Source organism: Salinibacillus kushneri (assembly GCF_900111405.1).
Classification (GTDB): domain Bacteria; phylum Bacillota; class Bacilli; order Bacillales; family Alkalibacillaceae; genus Salinibacillus; species Salinibacillus kushneri.
The window spans coordinates 206,216-229,388 of the sequence record NZ_FOHJ01000002.1 but is presented as its reverse complement, the minus strand read 5'-3'; the positions used below and the strand labels follow the sequence as shown (position 1 = coordinate 229,388).

General features: G+C 36.2%; 20 protein-coding genes and 1 pseudogene. 3 read left to right on the top strand and 18 right to left on the bottom strand.

Annotation, left to right across the window (positions count from 1 at the left end; all coding sequences use genetic code 11):
- Positions 1-280 precede the first annotated feature (280 nt).
- Both BMX63_RS18720 and BMX63_RS18715 read left to right on the top strand, forming a co-directional pair.
- A pseudogene (locus BMX63_RS18720) lies at positions 281-706 on the top strand (DUF3231 family protein); the annotation flags it as partial.
- A 51-nt stretch (positions 707-757) separates the two neighbouring features.
- Positions 758-1,264 carry a DUF3231 family protein gene (locus BMX63_RS18715; RefSeq protein ID WP_342731523.1) on the top strand — a complete coding sequence of 169 codons (507 nt, stop codon included), beginning with the start codon at positions 758-760 and terminating at the stop codon, positions 1,262-1,264.
- A gap of 57 nt (positions 1,265-1,321) precedes the next feature.
- On the opposite strand, the gene BMX63_RS03530 is transcribed toward BMX63_RS18715, so the two are convergent.
- The gene (locus BMX63_RS03530) at positions 1,322-2,740 is read right to left on the bottom strand and encodes a SpoVR family protein (RefSeq protein WP_093132032.1); all 1,419 of its coding nucleotides are present in this window, start codon (positions 2,738-2,740) and stop codon (positions 1,322-1,324) included.
- 135 nt (positions 2,741-2,875) lie between these two features.
- A complete protein-coding gene (locus BMX63_RS03525; RefSeq protein WP_245732703.1) occupies positions 2,876-3,484 on the bottom strand; it encodes a YhcN/YlaJ family sporulation lipoprotein in 609 nt (202 codons plus the stop codon).
- A 175-nt stretch (positions 3,485-3,659) separates the two neighbouring features.
- Between BMX63_RS03525 and BMX63_RS03520 the strand changes: the two genes are divergently transcribed.
- A complete protein-coding gene (locus tag BMX63_RS03520; protein WP_093132030.1) occupies positions 3,660-3,893 on the top strand; it encodes a YhdB family protein in 234 nt (77 codons plus the stop codon).
- A 169-nt stretch (positions 3,894-4,062) separates the two neighbouring features.
- Here the strand turns inward: BMX63_RS03520 and BMX63_RS03515 are convergent, their stop codons facing one another.
- The 16 genes from BMX63_RS03515 to BMX63_RS03440 form a co-directional block, all read right to left on the bottom strand.
- Entirely contained in the window at positions 4,063-4,782 is a 720-nt protein-coding gene (locus tag BMX63_RS03515; RefSeq protein WP_093132028.1) for an SDR family oxidoreductase, read from the bottom strand.
- A 31-nt stretch (positions 4,783-4,813) separates the two neighbouring features.
- Positions 4,814-5,542: an ABC transporter ATP-binding protein gene (locus BMX63_RS03510; RefSeq protein ID WP_093132026.1), complete on the bottom strand. Its 729-nt coding sequence runs from the start codon at positions 5,540-5,542 to the stop codon at positions 4,814-4,816.
- 198 nt (positions 5,543-5,740) lie between these two features.
- Positions 5,741-6,796, bottom strand: coding sequence for an ABC transporter permease (locus BMX63_RS03505; RefSeq protein ID WP_281242720.1), 1,056 nt, complete (start codon positions 6,794-6,796; stop codon positions 5,741-5,743).
- Positions 6,774-7,997, bottom strand: a complete 1,224-nt coding sequence (locus BMX63_RS03500; RefSeq protein WP_093132022.1) for an ABC transporter permease — start codon at positions 7,995-7,997, stop codon at positions 6,774-6,776. The genes BMX63_RS03505 and BMX63_RS03500 overlap by 23 nt, the downstream gene beginning before the upstream one ends.
- Before the next feature lie 49 nt (positions 7,998-8,046).
- Entirely contained in the window at positions 8,047-9,612 is a 1,566-nt protein-coding gene (locus BMX63_RS03495; RefSeq protein WP_093132020.1) for a DUF6583 family protein, read from the bottom strand.
- A 218-nt stretch (positions 9,613-9,830) separates the two neighbouring features.
- Positions 9,831-11,045 carry an anti-sigma-I factor RsgI family protein gene (locus BMX63_RS03490; protein ID WP_093132018.1) on the bottom strand — a complete coding sequence of 405 codons (1,215 nt, stop codon included), beginning with the start codon at positions 11,043-11,045 and terminating at the stop codon, positions 9,831-9,833.
- Positions 11,042-11,779: an RNA polymerase sigma factor SigI gene (sigI, locus tag BMX63_RS03485; RefSeq protein WP_093132016.1), complete on the bottom strand. Its 738-nt coding sequence runs from the start codon at positions 11,777-11,779 to the stop codon at positions 11,042-11,044. The genes BMX63_RS03490 and sigI overlap by 4 nt, the downstream gene beginning before the upstream one ends.
- Positions 11,780-11,847: 68 nt before the next feature.
- Positions 11,848-12,672, bottom strand: a complete 825-nt coding sequence (locus tag BMX63_RS03480) for a S1C family serine protease (RefSeq protein WP_093132014.1) — start codon at positions 12,670-12,672, stop codon at positions 11,848-11,850.
- A 29-nt stretch (positions 12,673-12,701) separates the two neighbouring features.
- A complete protein-coding gene (locus tag BMX63_RS03475) occupies positions 12,702-14,459 on the bottom strand; it encodes an ABC transporter ATP-binding protein (protein WP_093132012.1) in 1,758 nt (585 codons plus the stop codon).
- Between the two features lie 3 nt (positions 14,460-14,462).
- Positions 14,463-16,199 carry an ABC transporter ATP-binding protein gene (locus tag BMX63_RS03470; RefSeq protein ID WP_093132010.1) on the bottom strand — a complete coding sequence of 579 codons (1,737 nt, stop codon included), beginning with the start codon at positions 16,197-16,199 and terminating at the stop codon, positions 14,463-14,465.
- 782 nt (positions 16,200-16,981) lie between these two features.
- Entirely contained in the window at positions 16,982-17,272 is a 291-nt protein-coding gene (locus tag BMX63_RS03465; RefSeq protein WP_093132008.1) for a HesB/YadR/YfhF family protein, read from the bottom strand.
- Positions 17,273-17,400: 128 nt separating this feature from the next.
- Positions 17,401-18,417, bottom strand: coding sequence for a TIGR00341 family protein (locus BMX63_RS03460; protein WP_093132006.1), 1,017 nt, complete (start codon positions 18,415-18,417; stop codon positions 17,401-17,403).
- A gap of 447 nt (positions 18,418-18,864) precedes the next feature.
- Positions 18,865-19,689 carry an aldo/keto reductase gene (locus tag BMX63_RS03455; protein ID WP_093132005.1) on the bottom strand — a complete coding sequence of 275 codons (825 nt, stop codon included), beginning with the start codon at positions 19,687-19,689 and terminating at the stop codon, positions 18,865-18,867.
- A gap of 81 nt (positions 19,690-19,770) precedes the next feature.
- Positions 19,771-20,133 carry a hypothetical protein gene (locus BMX63_RS03450; RefSeq protein WP_093132003.1) on the bottom strand — a complete coding sequence of 121 codons (363 nt, stop codon included), beginning with the start codon at positions 20,131-20,133 and terminating at the stop codon, positions 19,771-19,773.
- 15 nt (positions 20,134-20,148) lie between these two features.
- The gene (locus BMX63_RS03445) at positions 20,149-21,225 is read right to left on the bottom strand and encodes an undecaprenyldiphospho-muramoylpentapeptide beta-N-acetylglucosaminyltransferase (RefSeq protein WP_093132001.1); all 1,077 of its coding nucleotides are present in this window, start codon (positions 21,223-21,225) and stop codon (positions 20,149-20,151) included.
- A 536-nt stretch (positions 21,226-21,761) separates the two neighbouring features.
- Positions 21,762-22,949 carry a NupC/NupG family nucleoside CNT transporter gene (locus BMX63_RS03440; protein ID WP_281242719.1) on the bottom strand — a complete coding sequence of 396 codons (1,188 nt, stop codon included), beginning with the start codon at positions 22,947-22,949 and terminating at the stop codon, positions 21,762-21,764.
- Positions 22,950-23,173: the final 224 nt, after the last annotated feature.

The following is a 23,173-nucleotide window of genomic DNA, read 5'->3' as shown; positions in this document are numbered from 1 at the left end:
TATTTAAAAAATAACAGGTTCCATTATACCAGTCTTATAGATGATGTCACTAGAGGTAATAAAATTGTTAGTTGATTGTAACAACTGTTAAATAAAAATGGTTTATTTAAGGGAAATAAGATTATTGAGGTTTTTTACGGAAAACGAATGTTATTTACTCGTATGAAAATACTATTAAAAGAAAAAATATTCATAGAAGATAAAAAATGAGTAAAAAGGAACAGATTTAATGACTGGAGGATAAAAGAATATGGAAGGGAAGTAAGTAAAACTTACAGCAGCAGAAATTACTGAGTTGTGGAAAGGGTACATGAACGATCAGGCCATTACTTGCAGCCTTCACTATTTTTTAAATACGCTTAAGGATGAAGAAATTAAGCCTCTTGTACAGCATGCTTTAGAATTGGCAGAGGGAAATCTTCATGCCATAACAGAAATTTTCAACAAAGATAACTATCCGATTCCTTATGGCTTTAACCTTGAAGAGGACGTTAATGTAAATGCACCTGAATTATTTAGCGATTCATATATACTAAATTACTTGCATCTGTCCGTTCAAATTGCCCTGCAAAACTATAGCCTCAGCCTTTCCCAATCGGTAAGAAAAGATGTTTACAGTTATTTTAACGAGTGTATTACCCAATTGACAGAGCTTTTAAGAGAAACCAAGGAGCTTTTATTATCCAAAGGTCTATATCAAAGAAGCCCCTATTTGCCTATACCAGAACATAACGATTTTGTGAAAAAGCAAAGCTTTATGACTGGTTATTTTGGGGAAAGAAGGCCCTTGTTAGGACTGGAAATCTCAAACTTGTATGCAAATTTTCAGCGAAATGCATTGGGTGTAGCTACGATGATCGGTTTTAGTCAGGTAGCATCCCGTAAAGATGTCAGACAGTTTCTCATTCGAGGAAAAGATATTGCCCAAAAGCACTGTGAAATATTTGGATCCATTTTAAGAGAAGATAATTTGGATGTTCCTTCAACCTGGGATACAGAAGTAACGGATTCTACTACGTATACCTATTCGGATAAGTTAATGATGTATTACTCTACAACGCTTATTGCTCTTAGTGTAGGATATTACGGCGCAAGCATGTCTATGAGTCCCAGAAGAGATATTGGAATTATGTATGGAAGACTTTCGCAGGAAATCTTAAAATATGCAGAGGATGGTGCGAATATCATGATAAAACATGGATGGATGGAGGAACCACCAAGAGCTTTAGATAGGGATGAGCTAGCGAAAAAGAATAAAGACTGAATTTTCCCGTTAAAACACACATATAAAAAAGAGAACTGTCCCCAAAAAGGCAGTTCTCTAAATATATCTTTTCTTCACCTTATCCCCCTCACAACTAAACACTGTCACCCGATCTTCCACTATCGTTTCCATATGAACGGTACGTCCCCAAAGATTATAAATATAAGGAAGGGTCTTTTCTAAATAGTTAATATCCAACTCAATCCCCTCGTAGTGATGGAGCAGGTAAAGCTCACCGTTACGTAAATAATCCCCATTTTCAACCGTAATATAAGGAAAGCCTCCATTTACACGCATGGTAATCAGTTGATCTCTTACTTCTGTCCAATCCTTATCAACAACTTTATAATCTCTCCCTTGTTTTTGGAATAGATAAAGATCCTCTTCCTGCACGATTTCCTTTGTCAAATAGTTACGGATAAATGAAATATCAGACTCAATTTCTCGAACCTCAAAAAGCTTTTCTCGACCTGTACCAGGTTGAACTCCACTCTGTTTCATTTCTTCTGTTGGATTGTTGTAACGATCTTCAATATCTTCAAATATTTTAATGCCTAAACGATAAGGGTTAATGGAGGTATTGGACGGTGCAGTAACTCCCGAATGCAATTTAGCAAACTCCACCGTTTCATCACTGGTAAGGTTTAATTCGCGTAAGATACGAGAGTGCCAATAGGAAGCCCAGCCTTCATTCATGATTTTCGTTTCCAGCTGGGGCCAAAAATAACGCATTTCCTCGCGCATCATCGTTAAAATATCACGCTGCCAGTCATATAGCTCCCGGCTATGATTTTCAATAAATAAGAGAAGATCCTTTTCCGGCTGCTCAGGAATTTTCTTGCGTTGTACTTTCGCCTCTTCTTCAACTACTTGTTCATTTGGATCTATCCCAAATAAATCATGGTAGTCATTATCCAGTCTCTGATTTGGCTGAAAAATCGGCTCTGACTTTTTTTCCGCTTCATATTCTTTTCTAAGTAAAGATGGATCAATATGCTCATTTATCGCTAAAATAGCATCTAAAAAGGATTCAACTTCCTTTTTTCCGTATTGTTTTTCATATGCCTGTATGCGATCAGCTGTAGCTGCCATACTTTCTACCATATCTTCTCCTGTATTCTGATAGCGTAAATTATTCTTAAAAAAGTCACTGTGACCTAAAACATGGGCGACAATCAGCTTGTTTTGAATTAAACTATTCGAATTTAATAAAAAGGCGTAGCATGGATTTGAATTAATGACCAACTCATAAATTTTACTTAAACCAAGTTCCTCCTGAAGCTTCATTTTATGGAATTGCTTACCAAAGCTCCAATGTGAAAATCGAGTCGGCATCCCATAAGCACCAAAGGTGTAAATAATATCAGTAGGGCAAATTTCATAACGCATTGGATAAAAATTCAGACCAAATCCTTCTGCTATTTCTGTAATTTCATCGATTGCACGCTCTAAATTGGTATATTCCGTTTTCAACATGAAACCTCTCCCTTAATCGATGATTGCTATAGTATATGAAAAAGGGTGTCTTAGTTTTCGAATTATTTTATAATCTTGGCGAAATTTAAGTAGAAATAAACGAAGGGCCCTCTAGAGAGCCCTTCGTTTTCTTTATTACTGTTCATTATCTGTAGGGAAAATACGCTGGAACATATCTCCCATTTCTTTAAATAATCCCTCAATTGGGTCCCCATTTTCTATTTGATCTGCGTAATCTCCAGCCTGGTTAAAAAATTCCGGGTTTGCGGATACAAAAACATCGTCGATATCTTCATCTGTTGCTTTTACAACTTTGGATACACGTTGTTTTAATTTATCAGACGCTTCGTCATTCTGGTTCCCTTTCAGAGCTATTGCTACATACGCATTTTCATTTCCTGCAAAAACGTAAGCCTGGTCTACTTCGTTAATTTCATCGGTAATTCGGTCTGCTGCACGGTTAGCTACTTCATATTGGTTATTGTTGTTATTAGTGTTTTGTCCAGTATCATTATTACCATTTCGATTGATATTGTCCTGGTTTCCATTGTTAATATTTAGATTGTCACCATTGTTGTATTGGGGACGCTCTCTGTTTGGAGCAATATCTGTCGTATTGTTATATCGAACTGGCTGAACTCCGTTATTTCCATTATTTCCAAGCCCAGTTTCGTCACCACCCTGACATCCCGTAATGGTAACAGCTGTAAGCAACGTTGCACCCATTAGCTTTAGTTTATTCACTGGAATGGCCTCCTTTTTTGGATGGTTCACTTTTATTATTTGCCCGCTTGTTTGCTTTATGCGGTTAAGGATTTTCCAAAGGGCAAATTGGTTTTATATCCAAAAAAGGCCATGTAAATCAAAAGGCTTCTTGCGTCATACTATAAATGAACCCTTTTTTATGGGGGAATTGGCGATGAATATGGTGGATTATGATAAAGCAATGTATTTTACGTTATGGGGTCAATGGGATGATCTTCTCGTCTTAATGGTAAGAACAGAGGACGATTTTTTATCAAAAAAAATCGAGACCTTTTTACATGCTTATCACTATGGATATGATGAACCAACCATTGTAGGATCCCATCAAAACCTGATTCATTATTTAGAACATGCAATAACACAGGATACACCTGTTTATTATGTTTAAAGAGAAGGGAGCATCCCTTCTCTTTCTAATTCAAATATTTCACTCCAAAAAAACAGTTTTGGTTCGTTTAATTGTTTTTTCGGTTACAAATAAATGGATTGCAATTTCTTTATTATTTTTTCTCTCTCATCATGTCCTTTAGTACATCGATTTTCCGTTCAGTACCTGATTACGATTGTGGATAATCCTGTGTAAGTGGATGAAGATGAAGCTCATCAATCATCATATGTTTAGGAGCACTTGCCATATACAGAACCGCTCGTGCAACATCCTGTACCTTTAGCCAATCTTCTTTTGATGGATCTCCCTGTTTGCTTTCTGCAAAAAATGTATCAACCATACCAGGATTTACCGTACCAACACGAATACCATGTTTCCGTACTTCTTGTGAAACAGAACCCATAAATCCTTGAACAGCATATTTTGTAGCCGTGTATAAGGAGCCACTTGGTATGGTGTACCTTGCAACATCTGAAGAAATTGTTATGATGGTACCAAACTGTTGTTTTTTCATTGCTGGTAATACAGCTTTTGTACAGAGAAATACACCTTGTACATTGATGTCAAAAGTCTTTCGCCATTCCTCCAAGGTTACGTTTTCTACTTGCTTAAACAAACCAACTCCAGCATTGTTAACTAATATATCAACCTTTCCATAAGCGTTTTTCGTTGCCTCAACTACGTGTTCAACTTCATTTTCCTTTGCTACATCGGCTTTAAAGGAAAGGATATCTTCAATGCCCTGGTTTACTAATTCTTGTTTTGTTTTATGAATTTGCTCTGAACTCCCCAAAATAGATAGCTTAACTCCTTGTTCAGCTAACTGTCTTACAATTTCCTTCCCCATTCCTCTTGATGCACCTGTCACAATCGCAACATGACCTTTCATCTTTTTTTACACACTCCTATTGTTCCATCACTTATCTCATTCTAAGTTTTAATAGTTTACCCAAATCTTTATCCGTTTCATTCCCAAAGTTGTTTAGCTCAAATTCTTCAAGTTTTGAAAATGCATCAAAAAATATCAGTTTTCCTTTTTGAAATATCATAATCTTCTCACATATACGGTTCAGAATATCCCAATCATGACTCACCATCACAAGTGTCTTGCCACCCTGTTGAAGTAACTTTAACCATTGGATTAAATCCTCCTTTGCAGCTAAATCAACACCTGCTGTTGGTTCATCTAACAATATGAGTTCGGGATTATGTAATAAACCTATAGATACATTTACCTTACGCTTCCATCCACCTGATAATGCTTTAACTTTTTTATCCTGTACCCCAAATAAATCAAGAGCTGACATCACCTTATTCACATACTCCTTTGCAACCTTTTGTTTTGAAGCCTTTTGCCAAAACAAAATTTGATCCTGAACCGTTAAATCTTCATATAAGGCGATATCTTGAGGTATGTAGCCTATATTACTTCTAAGTTCTTTAAGTTTTTCTTTATAGGAAGCTCCCTGGTAATAAATCTTACCTCTGTCTGGTTTTAGAATGGAAGCTAGGATTTTTAAAAATGTAGATTTCCCAGCCCCATTCGGTCCAATAATGCCAATGGAATCTCCTTTATGAATGGTGGCTGAAACGCTGTTTAATATCTGATTCTTCTTTATATATTTATTAATTTGATCGACTTGAATCACATTTCATCCGCACCTTTACATGTTATATAGTCAGTCACCTTCGCTTTTCTTTTTGGCTCTGTTAAACATAGGTGTTCCGCTCCAGTATACTCACTTTCCGTGGGCAGTCCGGGGTCTCCGTGAATTTCACCTGCTTGTATAGCATGCGATCAATGAATTCACTTTTTAAAAACAACAATCATTTAAAAAAACAGCCTTTTAAAAAATAAGCTGGTAAAGCCATGTATGAGGGAAAATGACTTGCCACTTACTTTGATTGTCTGAAGTGAATGTGAGAAATGAAAAAAATAAGGACAGTAATGAATAAACTATTGATACGAGTAAAAATAAATAAGGGCTTTTAAAGATTCGAGTAAAGCTAAACGTTATCATCAAGATAACAGCAAATACAATAACAGACGGATAAATTATGGATGAATAGGAAAAACCAAACTCCTGTAAGGGTCTGCTTGATAGATAACAAATCATTAAAAGCAACAAAAGTGCAAAACCACTCGTTAATAAATAAAAACGTATGTAAAAAGGAATAAGACTACCTTGATGTAATCGAAGTCTTTCGATAATCCCCTGGGACTTCCATTTGTAAAGGGAAAGTAATAAAACGACAAAAATCATCCATGCATACCACAGCCAAAATCCTATTAAAGCAGCATAGCCTTTTGATTGAAAACTATTTTCGTTCTCAGGAAGAACTTCTGCCTCTTCATAGGGTACGAAATTCATTTGAAATAAAGGCTCAGGCTCCCAGTATTGTTCAGCGTGCTGATAAACCTTTCTCCAATCTTCCCTCGTTGTCAATCCTCTATATTGCGTTACATCATTTGCCGCCTTACTGCTTAAAGCAAAACGCATAATTTCCGATGCCACTTTTTCTTTAACAAAGGAATCAAAAAAAGATTTATCGGACCGAACCCATGTAATTTGTTCATTCATTTTTCCAGCCTGAATATGGTTTAGAAAGTCATCGTGTAAAAGAAAGGCTGCCTCCACCTCATTTGTTTGTACCGCCCGGTAAGCTTCTCTCTTCGTTAAATGAGTCAATTCAATCCGCGGATGATTCTCAATTTGCTGAGCAATTGTGTTCATTTCATTCGTTTCTTCCTCGACCACCCAGGCAATTGGAATCTCACTTTCATCTAAGGTGTCTGTTACAAATGGTACTACCATAAACCATAATAAGAAGGGAAAACTAATCATAAAAAGAGATCGCCATTTATTTTGATGTATTAATTTATTTAAAAGAAAAAGATACATACCCATCCTTACGCTCCCTTCTTACGATTTTAGTCAAAAGAACAGCAGCTAAAATAAGGACTAAAGCTGTTAAGAAAATCCAGTGCCTAAAAGGATTTTCATCATCAGAAATGATTGTCACAAATGCCTGATACATATGGTGAAAAGGGGAAAAGAACAGAACATGTTTAATCCACACAGGAAGGTAAAGCACTGGAATCCATACCCCGCTAATGAACAGTCCCAATAATGTCAGTAATAAATAGATATTCGTTCGCGTTGTCTGATTCGGCAAGAACCATTCCAGAATACACAACACTATTGCTAAAATGAGACAAATGAAAAACCAGGTAATAAAATGATATCCATGAAGTAGCCATTCAGAATCAACCACGACATAAATGAGTAAGTTTAAAAAACCTGCATTTACATATAAAAATACTGTATAAAACATTAATTCGCTCCACACGATGGTAAAAGATGGTATATTAAACGTACGCAAACGTTCTTCAATCCCTGCCTCTTCTTCTCGATGGGTAAATATTTGAAGTAATAATGCTGACATTAGTAAACTTGTTAATAAGTAAGCGATGACTCCATGGTATTCCCACCCAGCTTTTGCCCCTGATTCTACCTGCTCCATTTCAAATAAATCATTTCGATTCAGAGCAAACAACGTATAATTCACAATCATTTGCTGAAGTACTCTCTGTGGATTTTCATCGGAAGGTAAATGTTTTATGTATAAATCATATAACGTATTAATTCCACTCTGTGCAGCAGATATATACTTAGCACCGCTATTTAACAGCATCTTAACCATATTAGAAGAAAAAAGATTTTCATTATTTGTTCTGACTGTGATCGGTGTATTTTCCCCACTCCTTAAATCAGAAGTAAAACCTTCCGGAATATAAATGACAGCCGTTAGACGACTATTATCCAATTCCTCTATGGCCTGCTCTTTTTGTAATGCAAACATATGTAATACATTTGATAAACTATCTTCATTTTGAAGCTGATTAGCTAAAGTCTTTGTTTCAAACGTCTGATCTTCATCCACTATACCTACATTTATCTTTTCTGTACTATTATCCATGGATTGGGCAATCAAATATAGAAAGCAGCCAATAAATAAAAAAGGAAAAAACAGGATGGCAAAAAAAAGAGCAGGCTGTTTCATGATCCTTTTCCATTTATATCGAAATAATGTCCAGATCAAGACAACCCGCTCCTTTACATATTCATTATTAGTATTTTAAAAGCATTTCTTAAAAATTACCAGGCATCATACCACCAAATCCACCGCCCATAGTGGACTGATAGTACTCCATTGCATTTTTTTGAATTTCCATACCGATTTCCTGCCATTCAGCATCAGATAATTCAAGGGCATTAACGGAGTTATTTTCATCAACTGTAGGGAATTCTAAATCATCGGTAAAGGAATATTCGGTTTCTCCATTGATGGTTAATCCACCTGTTAAATTTCCGGTAGCAGGATCATCCATAGAGAAATCGATTCCTAATTCAAAATCCCTTTGACCACCGTCTTCTTCATTTGTATGACTTGTATTCACATGACCACTAATTTTTGGAATTTGCTGCGTTTGTGGTTCGTTGATGACTAAGTTAAATTGATTATCCCAGGTATTTTCTTCGATAACAGAGTCCGCTTCAACAGAAAAATCAATATTTTGAACAGAATCGGAAATCATGACATTTAATACATGATGAACACCATAAGCATCCCCATCTGGTTTTCCGTCTTCTGTATATTGAATAACAAACTCTCCGTCTTCTGTAGATGGCACACCTTCGACACCAAATTTAAATTCATATTGATTATTATCCTTTACAATCGTGTCCATATTGACAGTAAATGTATCTCCCTCAGCTGTTTCAATAGTAAGAATGCGGTATGAAACAGTATCTCCTGACATATACGCTTCATAATCCATTCCATTAGGCAGGTTTAAATCATCAAGGCTCTCAATCAAAGTATCCAATTCTTCCTGCTGTCGTTCTGTTGTACCAAATTGATAATTTAGACGTTCATCATCTTTCATTTTCGTAAACACGTCATTTAAGATTTGGCGTACTTCATCCTCAGTAAAATGGACGGCTAACTTTGTATAAGAAGACCCCTGGTATTCTTCGTTTTCAGTCACGTTAACCTGTTCCTCGGAAATGTGGTCAGTAACAATCCCTAAATATTCCTTTGCCATTTCCTTCATTTCTTCAGGTGTCATTGAATGTTGGGCCATTTCAGCAAAATTAGGCATTTCATCATAAGGAATGTCCTTTACACCTTTAGCTTCAAGTTCATCTCCTAATGTTTTATTATTAACAGTGAAATACTGATCATATAAGTCCGGAACTTGTAGTGACGTCTGTTCTTCATTTTGATAAAAATTTCCATTTAGCAAACTTGTATTTTGCAGGGATAGATCCAGACCAGCATAGGTTTCTTTCGTATCTGGATTTACTTTTACATTCGTTGAAAGCTCTGCAGAACTTACCATACTTTGAATCATGGAAAATGATGGATTTGCCATTGTTAATTGAGCAGGTAAATCGACACTAGCTGTAAATGCCGATGAAGACTCATAAGCTTCCTTAAGTAATCTTTCATTTAATTCCTGTGAATCCCCATAATACTCGTCATAATAGTCCCAAACCTCATTAAAGGTTTGATTCTCTGCATTTGCATACTGTACTAGTGGATTTTGTGAAACTTTATTAAATGCAAAAGCCACAATTGCACCAATTGCAACAACGAGAATAATAGAGGTAATTAGAATAACCCTCTTTTTACTTGTTTGTTGTTGTTCCATCCCGCACTCCCCTTTTTTAAGAATTCCTTATCATTATATAATGCAAATAATATAAGGGGAAGATAAAATTGGAAAAAATTTAAATAAAAAAACATCTCTACAAATCATAGTAGAGATGTTTAAACAAACATAAAAGGACTTTCTGCCTAAAAACGTTATCTTAAGCCAGGAGGAAACCATCCTTTATAATCGTGTTTATTATCATTTTTTGGTTGCCCTCAATCTTTTATCTTATCTTTTTTATCGAATTCAGGATGTTTCTCTTTATGACGAGTCGGGACTTTTTTATCATTTTTTTTCAGACCAGGTGGTAAGAATTTCTTTTTTTGCTCTTGATCATTTTGATCAGCTTCTTTTGACTTCTTCTCTTCTTTAGAACGATTCTTTGACCATTTGTTCTTACGGTCCTTTGAATCATTCCTTTCTTCTTTAGCTTTATTGGAGGATTTTTTATTTATTTCTTCTTTAGCATTGCTGGAGGATTTCTTATCTATTTCTTCTTTGGCTTTATCAAAGGATTTATCCTCCATTTTCTTTTTTAAACCAGGAGGAAGAAAATCTTTATCATCAATAAATTTTTCTATTAATTTTTGATGAATTTTTTCTTTTTGTGACTTACCGTTATCACGACCATCATGATCATCATTTTCATTATTATCATCATTTTCAGATTGATTTGCCTGTTCTTTCTGAGTAGGCTCATTAGAATCGGAGGATTCACTTGATTCAGCCTGCTGATTTTCGCTTTCCACTGTATTAGGTTTTTCCTTTTGCTCTTCCTTAGCGACTTCCTGAGCATATAAGTAGTTCATGGAAACCTGCTCTTCTTGTGCTCTTTGGTGGATTTCTTCTGGAACTTCAAACGTATTCACTGTAATCTCATCATCGTTTTGGTCATTTATATATGACTGAATCATATTTGAGATGTCCTGATTTTTATGCTTTATGTCTTCTAAATAGCTCACACCAATAAAAATGTCTTGTGTTGGACTCAAATATCCCAGTGTCTGCGTCTGGTTAATAATCATTAAGGTGACCATCTCTACAGATTGACCCTTCCAGTCTTCTAATTGTTTTTTAACCTGTTGGGCCTCTTGATTGATAGGAGTCAAATCGGTTACCTTTAAATTTTCATTTACAGCTAACTCAATGCTTGGATTAATATCCAAATTCACGTATGCATAGGCTTCCTGGGGCTGATTCATCATCATAGCGGGTACAAAGATAAGGAAAAATATAATAGCAACCGCCGAAACCCGGCGGAAATTTATAAGTGAGTGAATCGACTCCAAAAAGGATAGAGGTTTATCTTTAATCTCAACTTCCTCTCCTACCTCGTAACTACCCTTCATACGCATTTTATGAAAGGAACCATCGGCCGCCATAATAATCACATTTCGCCGATTCCTTTGAACAACTAGACCCTTCTTCACAGATCCACCCCCTTTAAATAATCCTTTAGATAGATGTAGTCGCCAGACAGAATAATAAACATAGCAAGAATATATTTACGATTTCTTTCAAGCGTTTTCCGACTCACCTCAACATAATTAATAAGGTCCTTCATTGGTAATCTTTTTTTTTCGATAACATAACTGCGTAAAGGTTCTTCATAAAATATAATTTTAGCTATTTGAATCGCTGACTGTCTTGCATCTGCATGTTTAGGTGATTGCTTAGTTAATTCTTTAAAAGAAATCTTATACTCCTGCAGTTCTTTTTGGAAATCAAGAATTTCTTCACGTCTTTGCCATGTTTCTGATTGTTGCTGATATTCATTCCTGGCAACCTGAACTTCTAACTGATTTTCCATTTTCTCTTCATCATCATTATCCTGATCAATAGATAGATCTGTCTGCTGCCGCCCTTCACTGCGTAAATAATCTATCACTTTTCGTTTTACAACAATCTTAGCAAACGAAAGAAATGAGCTTCCTTTATCCGTAGAATAGGTTTGTATCGCCTGATCAAAAGCAATCAAACCTATACTAAACTCATCGTCTGACTTTGGATCTATATACTTTTTACAAACTTGGGAAACCGTTTTGGCGATAAAAGGTTGATACTTTTTTAGCAGTTCATTTCGTGTTTGTTCGTTTCCTTGCTGAGCTGATAGTACTTGGTCTTCTAAGGAGATATTTTTCTTGCTGAATATACGTTCTATCAACCCTTACCACCTCCACACATAATATATTATTCGTTCAGAATACATCTTAAATGACCGTTCTTTTTCGTTTATCGAATGAAATTGGCTTCATCTTTCTGATAGAAATCCTCGATGGGAATAGCCAGTCCTACTTTGCCATCATTTGCTTTGTTTGTCGTAGCATATATCACACCGATGACTTGCCCGTCTCTATTGATAACAGGACTTCCACTATTGCCATTATAAATTGGAGCTTGTAGCATCAGCGCATCACCCTCGATGCTTGATGATTCTGTCAATCCGAGTATCTTCCCTTCATTCGCAATCCCATTAAAGTTAAGGGGGTTTCCAATAAAATAAATATGATCTTGTGGTGCCCATGAAGCAGAAGGTGCTAAGTCTAAAAATGGGAGATTCTCACCTTCCACTTTTAATAGGGCAAGGTCTATTTCTGGATAGGATGCCACTATGTCTGCTTCATATAAGCCTGCTTCTGGAAATCCAACATTTAAGTGAGGTCCTTCATCAATAACATGATAGTTCGTTAAAATATAACCATTTGATGAAATTGAAAAACCAGTACCTTTCCCTTCACCTGTTTCCACAACAACTACAGATTCCTGGTACGTATCTATTTCATCCATTGTTGATAATTTAGCAGATGTTTGAAGAAAGTCAACAATTGAGAAAGAAAAAGTTCTTGGCAAAAACTGCAATGCGCTTACGAGCATAAAGACAGAAATCATCCAAAACGCCCATTTTGGAAACGAACGTTTTGGCTTTTTTTCCTGTTCTTCATTTCGCTTTCTATTTATGCGCTCTTCCTGTAAAATTTCGTAAACTTCCTCTGGGTCCAGGTCTTCGTATAAATCTGTTTCATCTATAGTTTCTGGCTTTTTTTTCTCATCATCCATGTAAATGCCCCTTTGCACAACGCTTTGGCTTAAAATATGGATGGTACGGTTTGATTTCCATGTTGTTTTTGATACATTTCATAATATTTTCCTCGTGCTTGAATCAATTCTTCGTGTTTACCTGTTTCTATTATTTTACCACGTTCCAAAGCAAAAATTTGATCAGCATGCTGAATGGTTGATAAACGGTGGGCAATAATTAACGTTGTACGCCCTTTTTGAACAACTTTCATCGCTTCCTGAATTAATTTTTCTGTTTCTGTATCAATATTGGCTGTTGCTTCATCCAGAATTAAAATAGCTGGATCAAAGGCTAATGCACGTGCAAATGATAAAAGCTGTCTTTGTCCTGTAGAAAATTCACTGCCACTTTCACGAACAGGTTCATCGTATTTTTTTGGAAGCTTTTCAATAAATGTATCAGCACCAACGGCTTTTAATGCTTCAATAGCTCTATGCCTGCTAATAGACGGATCATTCAATGTTACGTTGGAAAGGATGGTTCCCGTAAAAATAAATGGATCCTGAAGGACAATACCTATTGAACGACGCACCTGTTGACGAGAATACTTCTTCGTATCCATCCCATCAATTTCAATTCTACCATGCTGCGGGTCATAAAACCGAAATAATAAATTCATGATTGAACTCTTTCCTGATCCTGTATGACCAACAAAAGCAGCTGTTTCTCCAGGATTTATATGGAAATCGATATTTTTTAGAACATATTCATCCTTTTTATATGCAAAGGTAACATTTCGAAATCTAACATCACCATCATAGGCGGGCATTTTTTCATCTCCTACCTTTTCGCCTGGCATATCCATCAATTCGAACACTCTTGCACCAGCCACACGTGAATGCTCTAATTGCGGCAGTTGACTTACAATTTGATTTACCGGCTCAAACAAGCGGGTAATGTAATCGACAAATGCATATAACACACCAGCTGAGATCATTGACGTACCTGAAATGGTATGCCCTCCAAAATACCATATAATACTCATAAAGGCGATGCCTCGTAAAATTTTCACTAAGTTAAAAGAAGTAAGCGCCGTTAAAGTATTCATTTTAATCTGGTAACGATAATTTCGTTCATTTAACGTTTCAAATTCGTCCTTAGCCGTCTTCGTACGACGGAAGGCCTGAATCACAGGCATTCCTTGAATTAATTCATTAATATTTGCATTGATTTCACTTACAGTTGATCGTATGATTCGATTATATTTACTAGCATAAATCTTAAATAGACGCATCCAGATATAAATCAATGGAATAAGAATTAAACAAATCAGCGCCAGTCTTACATCAAGAAGGAATAATGCTACATAAATCCCGGCCATGTAAACAAAACCATCAACAAACGTCTCCAGAACTTTCATATAAAGCTCTTTAATAGCTTCTGTATCATTGGTTACTCTTGCTACGGTTTTTCCCGCCGGTCTATTCACATAATAATCCATTTGCAGTTCTTGTATGTGACCAAAAACATCATTACGCATCCGCTGAATAATCTTATTCGCTGAGATTTGTAATAAATACGTTTTAAAGTATTGGAAAAAGGCTGCAAAAATTAGCAATCCCATATATAAGCTAAGCCATTTTATAACAGGCTCCATATTAGGATTTGTAATACCGACAATATGTTCATCAATGACGATTTTCGCAATAAATGGACCTGACAACTCCAGCCCAACTGAGATGATTAAACAAACAATCCCAATCATAATGGTTTTCCTACTCGTCATCGCATATTGATATAATCGCTTTTCCGTAGAACCTTTCATATATTACACCTCCACCATCTGTTGAATCGTATATTGTCTTTTATACCAGCCATTTTGACGGATAAGGTCATTATGGGTTCCTCTTTCTATAATCCTTCCATTATCAAGAACGATAATTTCATCCGCATATTGTACGGCTGATAAACGGTGGGCAGATATAATCGTTGTTTTGGCTTCACGTTCTTCTTTTAGATGTGAAATGATGTTCGCTTCCGTTTTGCCATCTACTGCTGAAAGTGTATCATCAAGAATTAATATTTCTGGATCCATAAGTAATGCTCTTGCTAATGACACACGCTGCTTTTGACCGCCTGATAGGGTGACACCACTTTCCCCAACGAGTGTATCCAATCCTTCAGGGAACTGGTCAATATCCTCTTTTAAGTCTACTGATTCCAGCATTTGATAGATTTCTTCATCAGTTTTCCATCCACTCCCAAATAATAGATTCTCTCTAATCGTTTTTGAGAACAAAACATGGTCTTGTGGTACATAGCCTATCCATTCTCTTGTCTGATCCAGCTTAAAGTCCTGGATAGGAATTTGATTGATTAGCACCCAGCCTTCTGGTGGTACATATTGACGCAACAGCTGCTTCATTAATGTTGTCTTACCTGAACCTGTTTTTCCTACGATACCAATGGTTTGCCCTCTCTTAACAGACAAATCAATGTCTTTTATTTGATAACCTTCAGTTTCCGGATACTGAAAGGAAACGTTTTTAAATTCGATTTTCTCAGGAATTTTGATTACTTTTGGATGAGGAGGATCATGTACATCAGGTTCTTGCGCCAAAATATGTTCCACACGATCAATCGATGCATTCCCTCTTTGCATTACATTAATTAAATCACCAACGGCAATCATCGGCCAGATCAACATCCCTAAGTAGACGTTAAAACTGACTAAATCCCCAAAGGATATTTGCTGATTAAAAACCAAAGTTGCCCCATAACCAATTCCGATAATGTATGCCAGACCCACCAGTACATTTATGGTTGGTTCAAAAAAAGCATCCACTTTAGCTACCTCTGCATTTTTTTGAAAAACATCCTCTGTCATCTCACCAAACCGGGCTTCATCCTGCCTTTCCTGAACAAAAGCCCTTGTGACACGAACGCCCTTCACAGATTCTAAGGTATAATTGTTCAAATCACTAAAGGAACGCTGTGCCTGCATAAAGCGGGTATGAATTTTCTTTCCATATTTATTGATGATGTAAGCCATAATAGGCAGTGGGATAAGTGCCGCCAAAGTAAGCTTGGCACTTATCGTAAAAAACATCATCACAATTATAAAACTCATAAAAACGGTTGAATCCACTAAGGTTAAAATTCCATAACCTGCTGTCATCATAATAGCCTTCAAATCATTAGTTGATCGAGCCATTAAATCACCGGTACGATAGCTGCCATAAAATCTTGGTGTCATTCTCAGAAAATGATTCATTAAATTGGAACGAAGTCTTCTTTCCAGCAATATAGATCGCCCGAATAAAGTATAATCCCAAAAGAATGAAAGGAGATAACTTAATAAAATAACCCCTATTAACCAGACCAATAACTCAACTAAACGCTCATTTGTCAAAGTCTGATACTGTATTTCATCAATGGCTATACCGATGATTTTGGGCGGTAAAAGCTCAAGCAGGTTCACAAATAGTAACGCAATAATAGCGATTGTATATCTTAACCATTGCTCTTTAAAATACCAGGATAATTTCTTAAAAACACTAAACATATTTCTCCATCCCTTCTCTATTCTTATCCAGATTTATTTGGGCCAGCTACCCGCTTTCTATCCTCTTTTTTTCCTTCCCTAATAATTGAAAGGACAATTGGAACAGCAGTCTTCCCTTATCACGTTTCATAAATAGCTGCAAACGAAACTTAAACAATTTCTCCACTTCCTTCCTGGATTAAAAAAACACCAATCGCCTGAATAAGAAAGCGATTTATTTTCATATTTCTTCTTTAAATGAAAAAATGCGCATACGCCCGTGACGTATGCGCAAGACAAACATTCAGTCCTCTTTTCGGCCAAATATTTGCAAGTACTTTAACCAACTAAAAAGTAAGGTAGCATAAAAAAATCACGGAGCCACCGTGACCTGTTTACATTTACAATCAATGTACAAACAAAAAAGACAAAAAAATCCTATCTCTTTATATACGGTAATAAAGAGGTCACGGTGTTATCATTATATTTAGTTAATAGTGAAAGAACATCATATAAATACTGTTGCCACATTTCCATATATTGTGTTTCCCTAATCATCTTTCGTGACCTCCTTTTTTTAAAATTTTAATTGCTCATAAATTATATAGTTTTCAAAAAGTTAAGTCAACAGTAAAAAAGAAAGAATTTTCCACTTAAGAAAAAATCAGGCATAAAGACGGAGTCAAGTGGTTTGAAATTCTAAATTTAAAAAGGCAATGCACAGATGAAGAGTATTCCCTTATCATTTCCTGTACCAAAAAATACACCTTTCAAACAAAAGTTCGAAAGGTGTTACAAATCCTTTAACGTTTTTCAAATGTAAATTCAGGTTCATCTTCTTTCAGATCAATAGTCAAATCATGCTCGTCTAAAAGCCATTTATCCTTATTATTTATATAAAAGGTAATTCCCTGAACTTCATCCTGAATGGCAATTGTTCCATCCATACCTTCAGACACTCCTAAAAAATAGCTTGGGAAGATAGTTGGAATTCCTCCATAAAGCTTGACAAAAAATTGTACATAATCCCCTTTTGCCAAATCCATTTCATCTATGTACCAATTGGCAGCCTCTTTTGTTACATTCAAATTCATGTCGACACCTCTTTTTATTCTAAATATATCATGATTTACCTGATTATACCTAATTTTACGTATATCATTATCATGTTCAACCTATTGCCAGAAATTCCATATGAGAATTAGTGATTACACCCATTGGATTATTTTATTTTAACATTCTGTCCAAATAGAATCACGACGACAAGAATAGCGACAATTACACCGACAAAAATAAACGAAAATGTTCTTGATACATTCGCCCGTTGCACCTCACGCCATCTAAGAGGCCGAATTCCACTTATAGAAAAGATGGTGATGGCTGATAAAAGAATACAAGTAGTATTTACTGTAATAAGTAATAATGAACCGAAAGTATCATCCCAATAGGCTTGACCTATGGATAAGCCTATTGCGATGGTAGGTGGTAACAAAGCAACCGCTACCATCACACCAACAAGATTTCCAGATAATCGGTTTAAAGTTGATAAGGCTCCTGCTGCACCTGAAGCAAGAGCAAGAAAAAAGTCTGAGAGGGTCACTTCTGTTCTAGCGACATATTCATTGTTCTCCGTCCCCATCCCAAATAAAAAACTAAAACCAATCGATATGCCCACAACAATGACAAAACCAAATAAAAAGGTTATCAATGATTGGACAACTCGCTGATAATCACCTAATATAGCAGAAAAAGCAACCGAAATAATCGGACCAATCATCGGGGCTATTACCATAGCCCCGATTACAACGGCCTCACTATCTTTGATAAATCCTACTGTGGCTACAATAGCAGATAGGATAATAAGCAACGTATAATTTAGGGTAATATTGCTATTTTTTTCGATTGTTTGAATAAGCTCCTGTCTACTGGCCCTTACTAACTTAGACTCTTCCTGTTCAGACTCACTACCTTCGTTGTCCACATTTTGCAGTGTTTGTTTAGAAATGTAGGTTTGTACGGGAATGAGTACGGTTTCAAATCCTTCGACAACATTCGTTTCATGCTCGAGATAGTTTAAAATTTCTTCAACACTGCTACTTTCCACAACCATCCGAACCAATAACATGTTCTCACCTTCACGAAAGGTCATATAGGAAAGGTGAGGAAATTCCTGAAGTGCACGGTTTGTTTCTTCAAAATGCCGTTTGGGAATGTAAGCTTCTATAAGCTGCATTTTCATAACGTACAGGCTTCCTTTATACTAAAGTTACAACTTATTATTCCCATATCGTTAATGTGATAAAATAAGTTTACTACCATGTTCATTAAAGGTATATTCAGATGTAACCAAAAGCGTCTTCCTTGCTTGATTCATGTATAGAAACAATGAGTATAAAAGGAGAGTTACAATGCTTTTAGAAAAAATGCTTGGCCATTAATTAAAAATTTGCAGGAGCAATATATCCCTTACGAAACATGTGGACTTTCTGATAAAAAAGTAGTGATATTGAGCCGTTTGGATAGTCGTCTTGTTGAATTTCTTCCAAAAGCCTTAAATATCAAAATGGGGATGTAAAGTGAGTAAAGAAGGCTGGAGCCAACCTCCACTATTTCCCGGGAAATTTCTACATAAAACGTCATAAAAGAAAAGACATCAATCTCCATTTGGAGTTGATGTCTTTTCTTTTTAATATGGAAATTCATCCGGATGTTTTCCAGTACGCTTATCCTGATTTAAAGCGTCTATTTTCTTCATGTCCTCTGCTGTAAGTGCAAAATCAAAGATATCTGCATTCTCTTTTTGACGATGAGGTTTTGTAGACTTTGGAATAATGACAATCTCATGCTGGTATTCCCAGCGTAAAATGACTTGTGCCGCCGTTTTTCCATATTTCTCAGCAATCTCATTTAATACAGGGTCATCTAAATATCGACTTCTGCCTAGTGGCCCCCATGCTTCAAGCTGAATTTCATTTTCCTTACAAAAGTCTAACAAATCCTTTTGATAGAGCTGTGGATGAAATTCTACCTGGTCTACCATTGGTTTTATTTTAGCTTCCTTCATAAGTTCTTCCAGATGATGAATTTGGAAGTTACTAACACCAATCGCACGTACTTTTCCCTGCTCGTATACCTCTTCAAGAGCACGCCAAGTATCCTTGAATTTACCTGGAACAGGCCAATGAATTAAATAAAGATCAATATAGCCTAATCCAAGTTTTTGTAAACTGTCATCAAATGCTTTTAGAGTCTCTTCATAACCCTGTTCCGTATTCCATACTTTACTGGTTACAAAGATATCTTCACGGTTTAATCCACTCTCACGTATCGCTTGCCCAACTTCTTTTTCGTTTTCATAAAAAGCTGCTGTGTCAATGCTTCTGTATCCAAGATCAAGAGCAGCTTTTACTGTATCCACCGCTTCTGTTCCTTTTTCTACTTTATAAACCCCTAAACCTACCCAGGGAATTTTGACTCCATTATGTAATGTAACGGTACTGGTTAAACTCATGACGTCATCTCCTTTCTTACCTTCTATGTTGATGATAATTTTTTCGATAAGGAAACGCAAATGTAATGAATTAATTCTGTTTTATCCACTGTCCAAAGGTTTCTTATTTTCAATATAGTTAGGTAATCGCATTTCTATAAATAGTAACGAGATAAGTCTTAATATCACCGGGTAAAGCGCGATAACCCCAAGAAGGTCGCCTATATAGCCTAATAATTCCGTTGCAAGCATCCCAATCGATAAAAGAAGCATAAGAATTGCAGATATATTGCCTGACACCCCATTTACAGGAATCCAGACATTTCTGATGAGAGTAGATTCCTGCTCTAAATCCTGAAAACATTGATAATGAAAAGCCTTGAGCCGAAACCACTTGGATGCAGTAATAAGTTCATCGCGATCACGAATTCTTCTTGCGCAATAGTGACAATGAATTTTGGACATCGTTTCTCCTCCCTACTAATCCTTTATATGCTTTATCAACTGAATAACCTGATCCTTGGTTTCTTCACTTTTATAGGCCTCCATCTTTTCCATAATCGTCTTTCGTTCTGCCCATAATTGATTAAGCTCATTTAAAAAGCGTTCCTCCTGTAATTCTTCTTCCTCAATAACACGGGCAAATCCCTGTTTTTTAAAAGAGTTCGCATTCAAAATCTGATCTCCTCTACTAGCTTGTTTAGACAATGGGATAAGAAGCATCGGTTTATGCAAGGCTAAAAATTCATATATAGAATTCGAGCCTGCACGGGATACAACTAAATCAGCAGCAGCAATCAAATCTTTTAATTCATCCTGAACATATTCAAACTGAACATAACCAAAACGGTTAATCGAGGAATCTACTTTTCCCTTCCCACAAATATGAATAATTTGAAACGCATCCAATAATTGATCAAGGTGCTTCCGAATGATGTCATTCATTTTTTGAGACCCTGAACTTCCTCCCATGATGAGAACAACAGGTTTATCCTTTACAAACTCACATTGCTTTAATCCTTTCATCTTATCACCTTGAAATAACTCTTCCCGAATAATCGCACCTACCCATTCTGCCTTTTTAACAGGTAGATATTCCATTGTTTCCGGAAATGTAGCAAGAACTTTTTTGGCAAACGGAAAAGCCATTTTATTTGCCAACCCTGGGGTATAATCTGATTCATGAATAATGGCTGGTACTCCCTTTAACTTAGCTGCGGTAACAACCGGAACGGAAACAAACCCACCTTTCGAAAATACTGCATGAGGCTTCACTTTCGATAAAATTCTTAATGACTGAAAGGTTCCTTTTAGTACCCGAAACGGATCCTTAAAGTTTTCTTTGTCAAAGTAACGGCGCAGTTTTCCAGTTGAAATGCTGTGATAGGTAATCTCTTCTATTCCACTTACAAGTTCCCGCTCAATTCCCTGATGTGAGCCAATGTAATGAACATCCCATCCTTCGTGTAAAAATTCAGGAATAAGCGCCAAATTGACGACTACGTGACCCGCTGTACCGCCACCTGTAAAAACAATTGATTTATTCTTTCTCTTCATGAATGGTGTCGTCCTTTCTATATGTACAATTAACTAACATTTAAATCATTATTATAACCTATTCTATCGTAAAAGATATATCAGCAAAAAGAAAGTCCCATATAAATGAAATCCCCCCCTTAACAATCCATTTTCATTTTAATACCACCTGCGACTTCTTGGATGTGGGAGGATATGTTGAAGACATGGAGTGGTTCGGTATTGCCACGGATTGGCTTTGGTTTATGTCCACCACGACCTGGGAGCAGTAGCTGGACATAGAAAAGTAAAGCAGATTGTGTTCAGACACGACTACGCAAAAAACCCATTCCAAATACATACTACTGTCATGGAATGGGTTTCTTAAAATTAAAGTTTACTCGGTACGAAAGAGATATATGATTTTTGTTTGTTACTAAAGTCATTTGGTCAACTTTCATATGAATTTTGTCTTATAAGGAAGAAAACCAGTCAAAAGATTGAGGAATTTCGTCTTTTATATATCCATTCAGTCTCTAGATGAAAAAAGGGACACTGATTGTGTCCCTCGTGTCTTCTTATAAGAATAGTCCAGCAATTGTTGCAGAAAGGATGGAAGCTAAAGTAGCCCCGATTAACAGCTTCATTCCATATTTGGAAACCGTTTTTCCTTTTTCTGCGTCAATTCCTTGTACTGTACCTGCAATGATACCAATGGATGAGAAGTTGGCAAAACTAGTTAAGAATACAGAAACAATCCCGACTGTCTTTTCGCTCATACCATTCATAATTTCAGTAAATTGAGTCATGGCAACGAATTCGTTGGTCACAATCTTTGTTCCCATAATACTTCCAGCTTCTACAACCTCACTTGGTGAAATACCCATTAGGAATCCAAGTGGTGCCAAAATATAACCTAAGATTTGTTGTATGGTTACACCTGCGAATACCATTTGAATAATTCCATTTACAAGGTCAAGTGCAGCAATAAAAGCAATAAGCATGGCTGCGACAATAAGTGCAATTTTACCACCATCTAATGCACCATTTCCCATAGCCTCAAAGAAGCTTTTAGCCTCTGATACATCTTTAATATCAACTTCATCTTCTTCATCTTTTACTTTTACTGGAGCAATAATCGATGACACAATAAGTGCACTAAACATGTTTAATGGAAGAGCAACTAGTACATACTCTGGTGGAAGCATTTGCATATAGGCTCCTACGATGGAAGCAGACACAGACCCCATTGCGGATGCACTTACAATATATAAACGATTACTATTTAAATGATGGAACTGGGATTTGATGGCTATTAACGCCTCAGATTGACCAAAAAAGATACTATTTACCGCGTTAAAGGACTCAACTTTCGGCAAACCGGTAATTTTGGAAATTCCCCAGCCAAGATATTTAATAATAAATGGAAGAATCTTTAAATGAGTTAGCACAGCTAATAAAGTAGAGAAAAAGACGATAATAAGCAGAACATTAAAGAAGAATACATCTTCATATCCTCCTAACCCTCCAGCCACAAATCCAACGCCTTCCATACCAAACTCAATTAATTTATTAAATCCGTTTGATATAGCTATTATAATATCCTGTCCAATTTCTGTTTTAAATAAGAAGACTGTAATAATTAGTTGAGACAGAATCATTACCAATATCCCTTTAAAATTTACACTCGTCCTCTCATTAGACATTAAATAGGCAATTCCAAGAACGATGATAATGGCCAAAATACCTAGTAAAATTCCTACAATATCCAAAATATAAACCTCCTCATACCTGCTACTGATAGTGTTTGTATACTGTAAGACTTTCATGCAGAACCGCTGTATTCTTCCACACCCTTATCGCTTTGTTAATTATTGGATTGAAAGCGATTCACCGAAAATCATCACGCATTTCATTATAAAGGTCTTCAGATTATCTTTCTAGTCTTTTTTGTAAGAATTTGATGAAATTTTTTGGAAAAACAACAATT

What these genes read in the sequence shown, in the direction of transcription:
- BMX63_RS03480 (WP_093132014.1), bottom strand. Translation starts at nt 12,672, where the DNA reads ATGGATGATGAGAAAAAAAAGCCAGAAACTATAGATGAAACAGATTTA.
- BMX63_RS03505 (WP_281242720.1), bottom strand. Translation starts at nt 6,796, where the DNA reads ATGTATCTTTTTCTTTTAAATAAATTAATACATCAAAATAAATGGCGA.
- BMX63_RS03475 (WP_093132012.1), bottom strand. Translation starts at nt 14,459, where the DNA reads ATGAAAGGTTCTACGGAAAAGCGATTATATCAATATGCGATGACGAGT.
- BMX63_RS18715 (WP_342731523.1), top strand. Translation starts at nt 758, where the DNA reads ATGACTGGTTATTTTGGGGAAAGAAGGCCCTTGTTAGGACTGGAAATC.
- BMX63_RS03460 (WP_093132006.1), bottom strand. Translation starts at nt 18,417, where the DNA reads ATGAAAATGCAGCTTATAGAAGCTTACATTCCCAAACGGCATTTTGAA.
- BMX63_RS03495 (WP_093132020.1), bottom strand. Translation starts at nt 9,612, where the DNA reads ATGGAACAACAACAAACAAGTAAAAAGAGGGTTATTCTAATTACCTCT.
- BMX63_RS03520 (WP_093132030.1), top strand. Translation starts at nt 3,660, where the DNA reads ATGAATATGGTGGATTATGATAAAGCAATGTATTTTACGTTATGGGGT.
- BMX63_RS03515 (WP_093132028.1), bottom strand. Translation starts at nt 4,782, where the DNA reads ATGAAAGGTCATGTTGCGATTGTGACAGGTGCATCAAGAGGAATGGGG.
- BMX63_RS03530 (WP_093132032.1), bottom strand. Translation starts at nt 2,740, where the DNA reads ATGTTGAAAACGGAATATACCAATTTAGAGCGTGCAATCGATGAAATT.
- BMX63_RS03445 (WP_093132001.1), bottom strand. Translation starts at nt 21,225, where the DNA reads ATGAAGAGAAAGAATAAATCAATTGTTTTTACAGGTGGCGGTACAGCG.
- BMX63_RS03470 (WP_093132010.1), bottom strand. Translation starts at nt 16,199, where the DNA reads ATGTTTAGTGTTTTTAAGAAATTATCCTGGTATTTTAAAGAGCAATGG.
- BMX63_RS03465 (WP_093132008.1), bottom strand. Translation starts at nt 17,272, where the DNA reads ATGAATTTGAATGTAACAAAAGAGGCTGCCAATTGGTACATAGATGAA.
- BMX63_RS03455 (WP_093132005.1), bottom strand. Translation starts at nt 19,689, where the DNA reads ATGAGTTTAACCAGTACCGTTACATTACATAATGGAGTCAAAATTCCC.
- BMX63_RS03450 (WP_093132003.1), bottom strand. Translation starts at nt 20,133, where the DNA reads ATGTCCAAAATTCATTGTCACTATTGCGCAAGAAGAATTCGTGATCGC.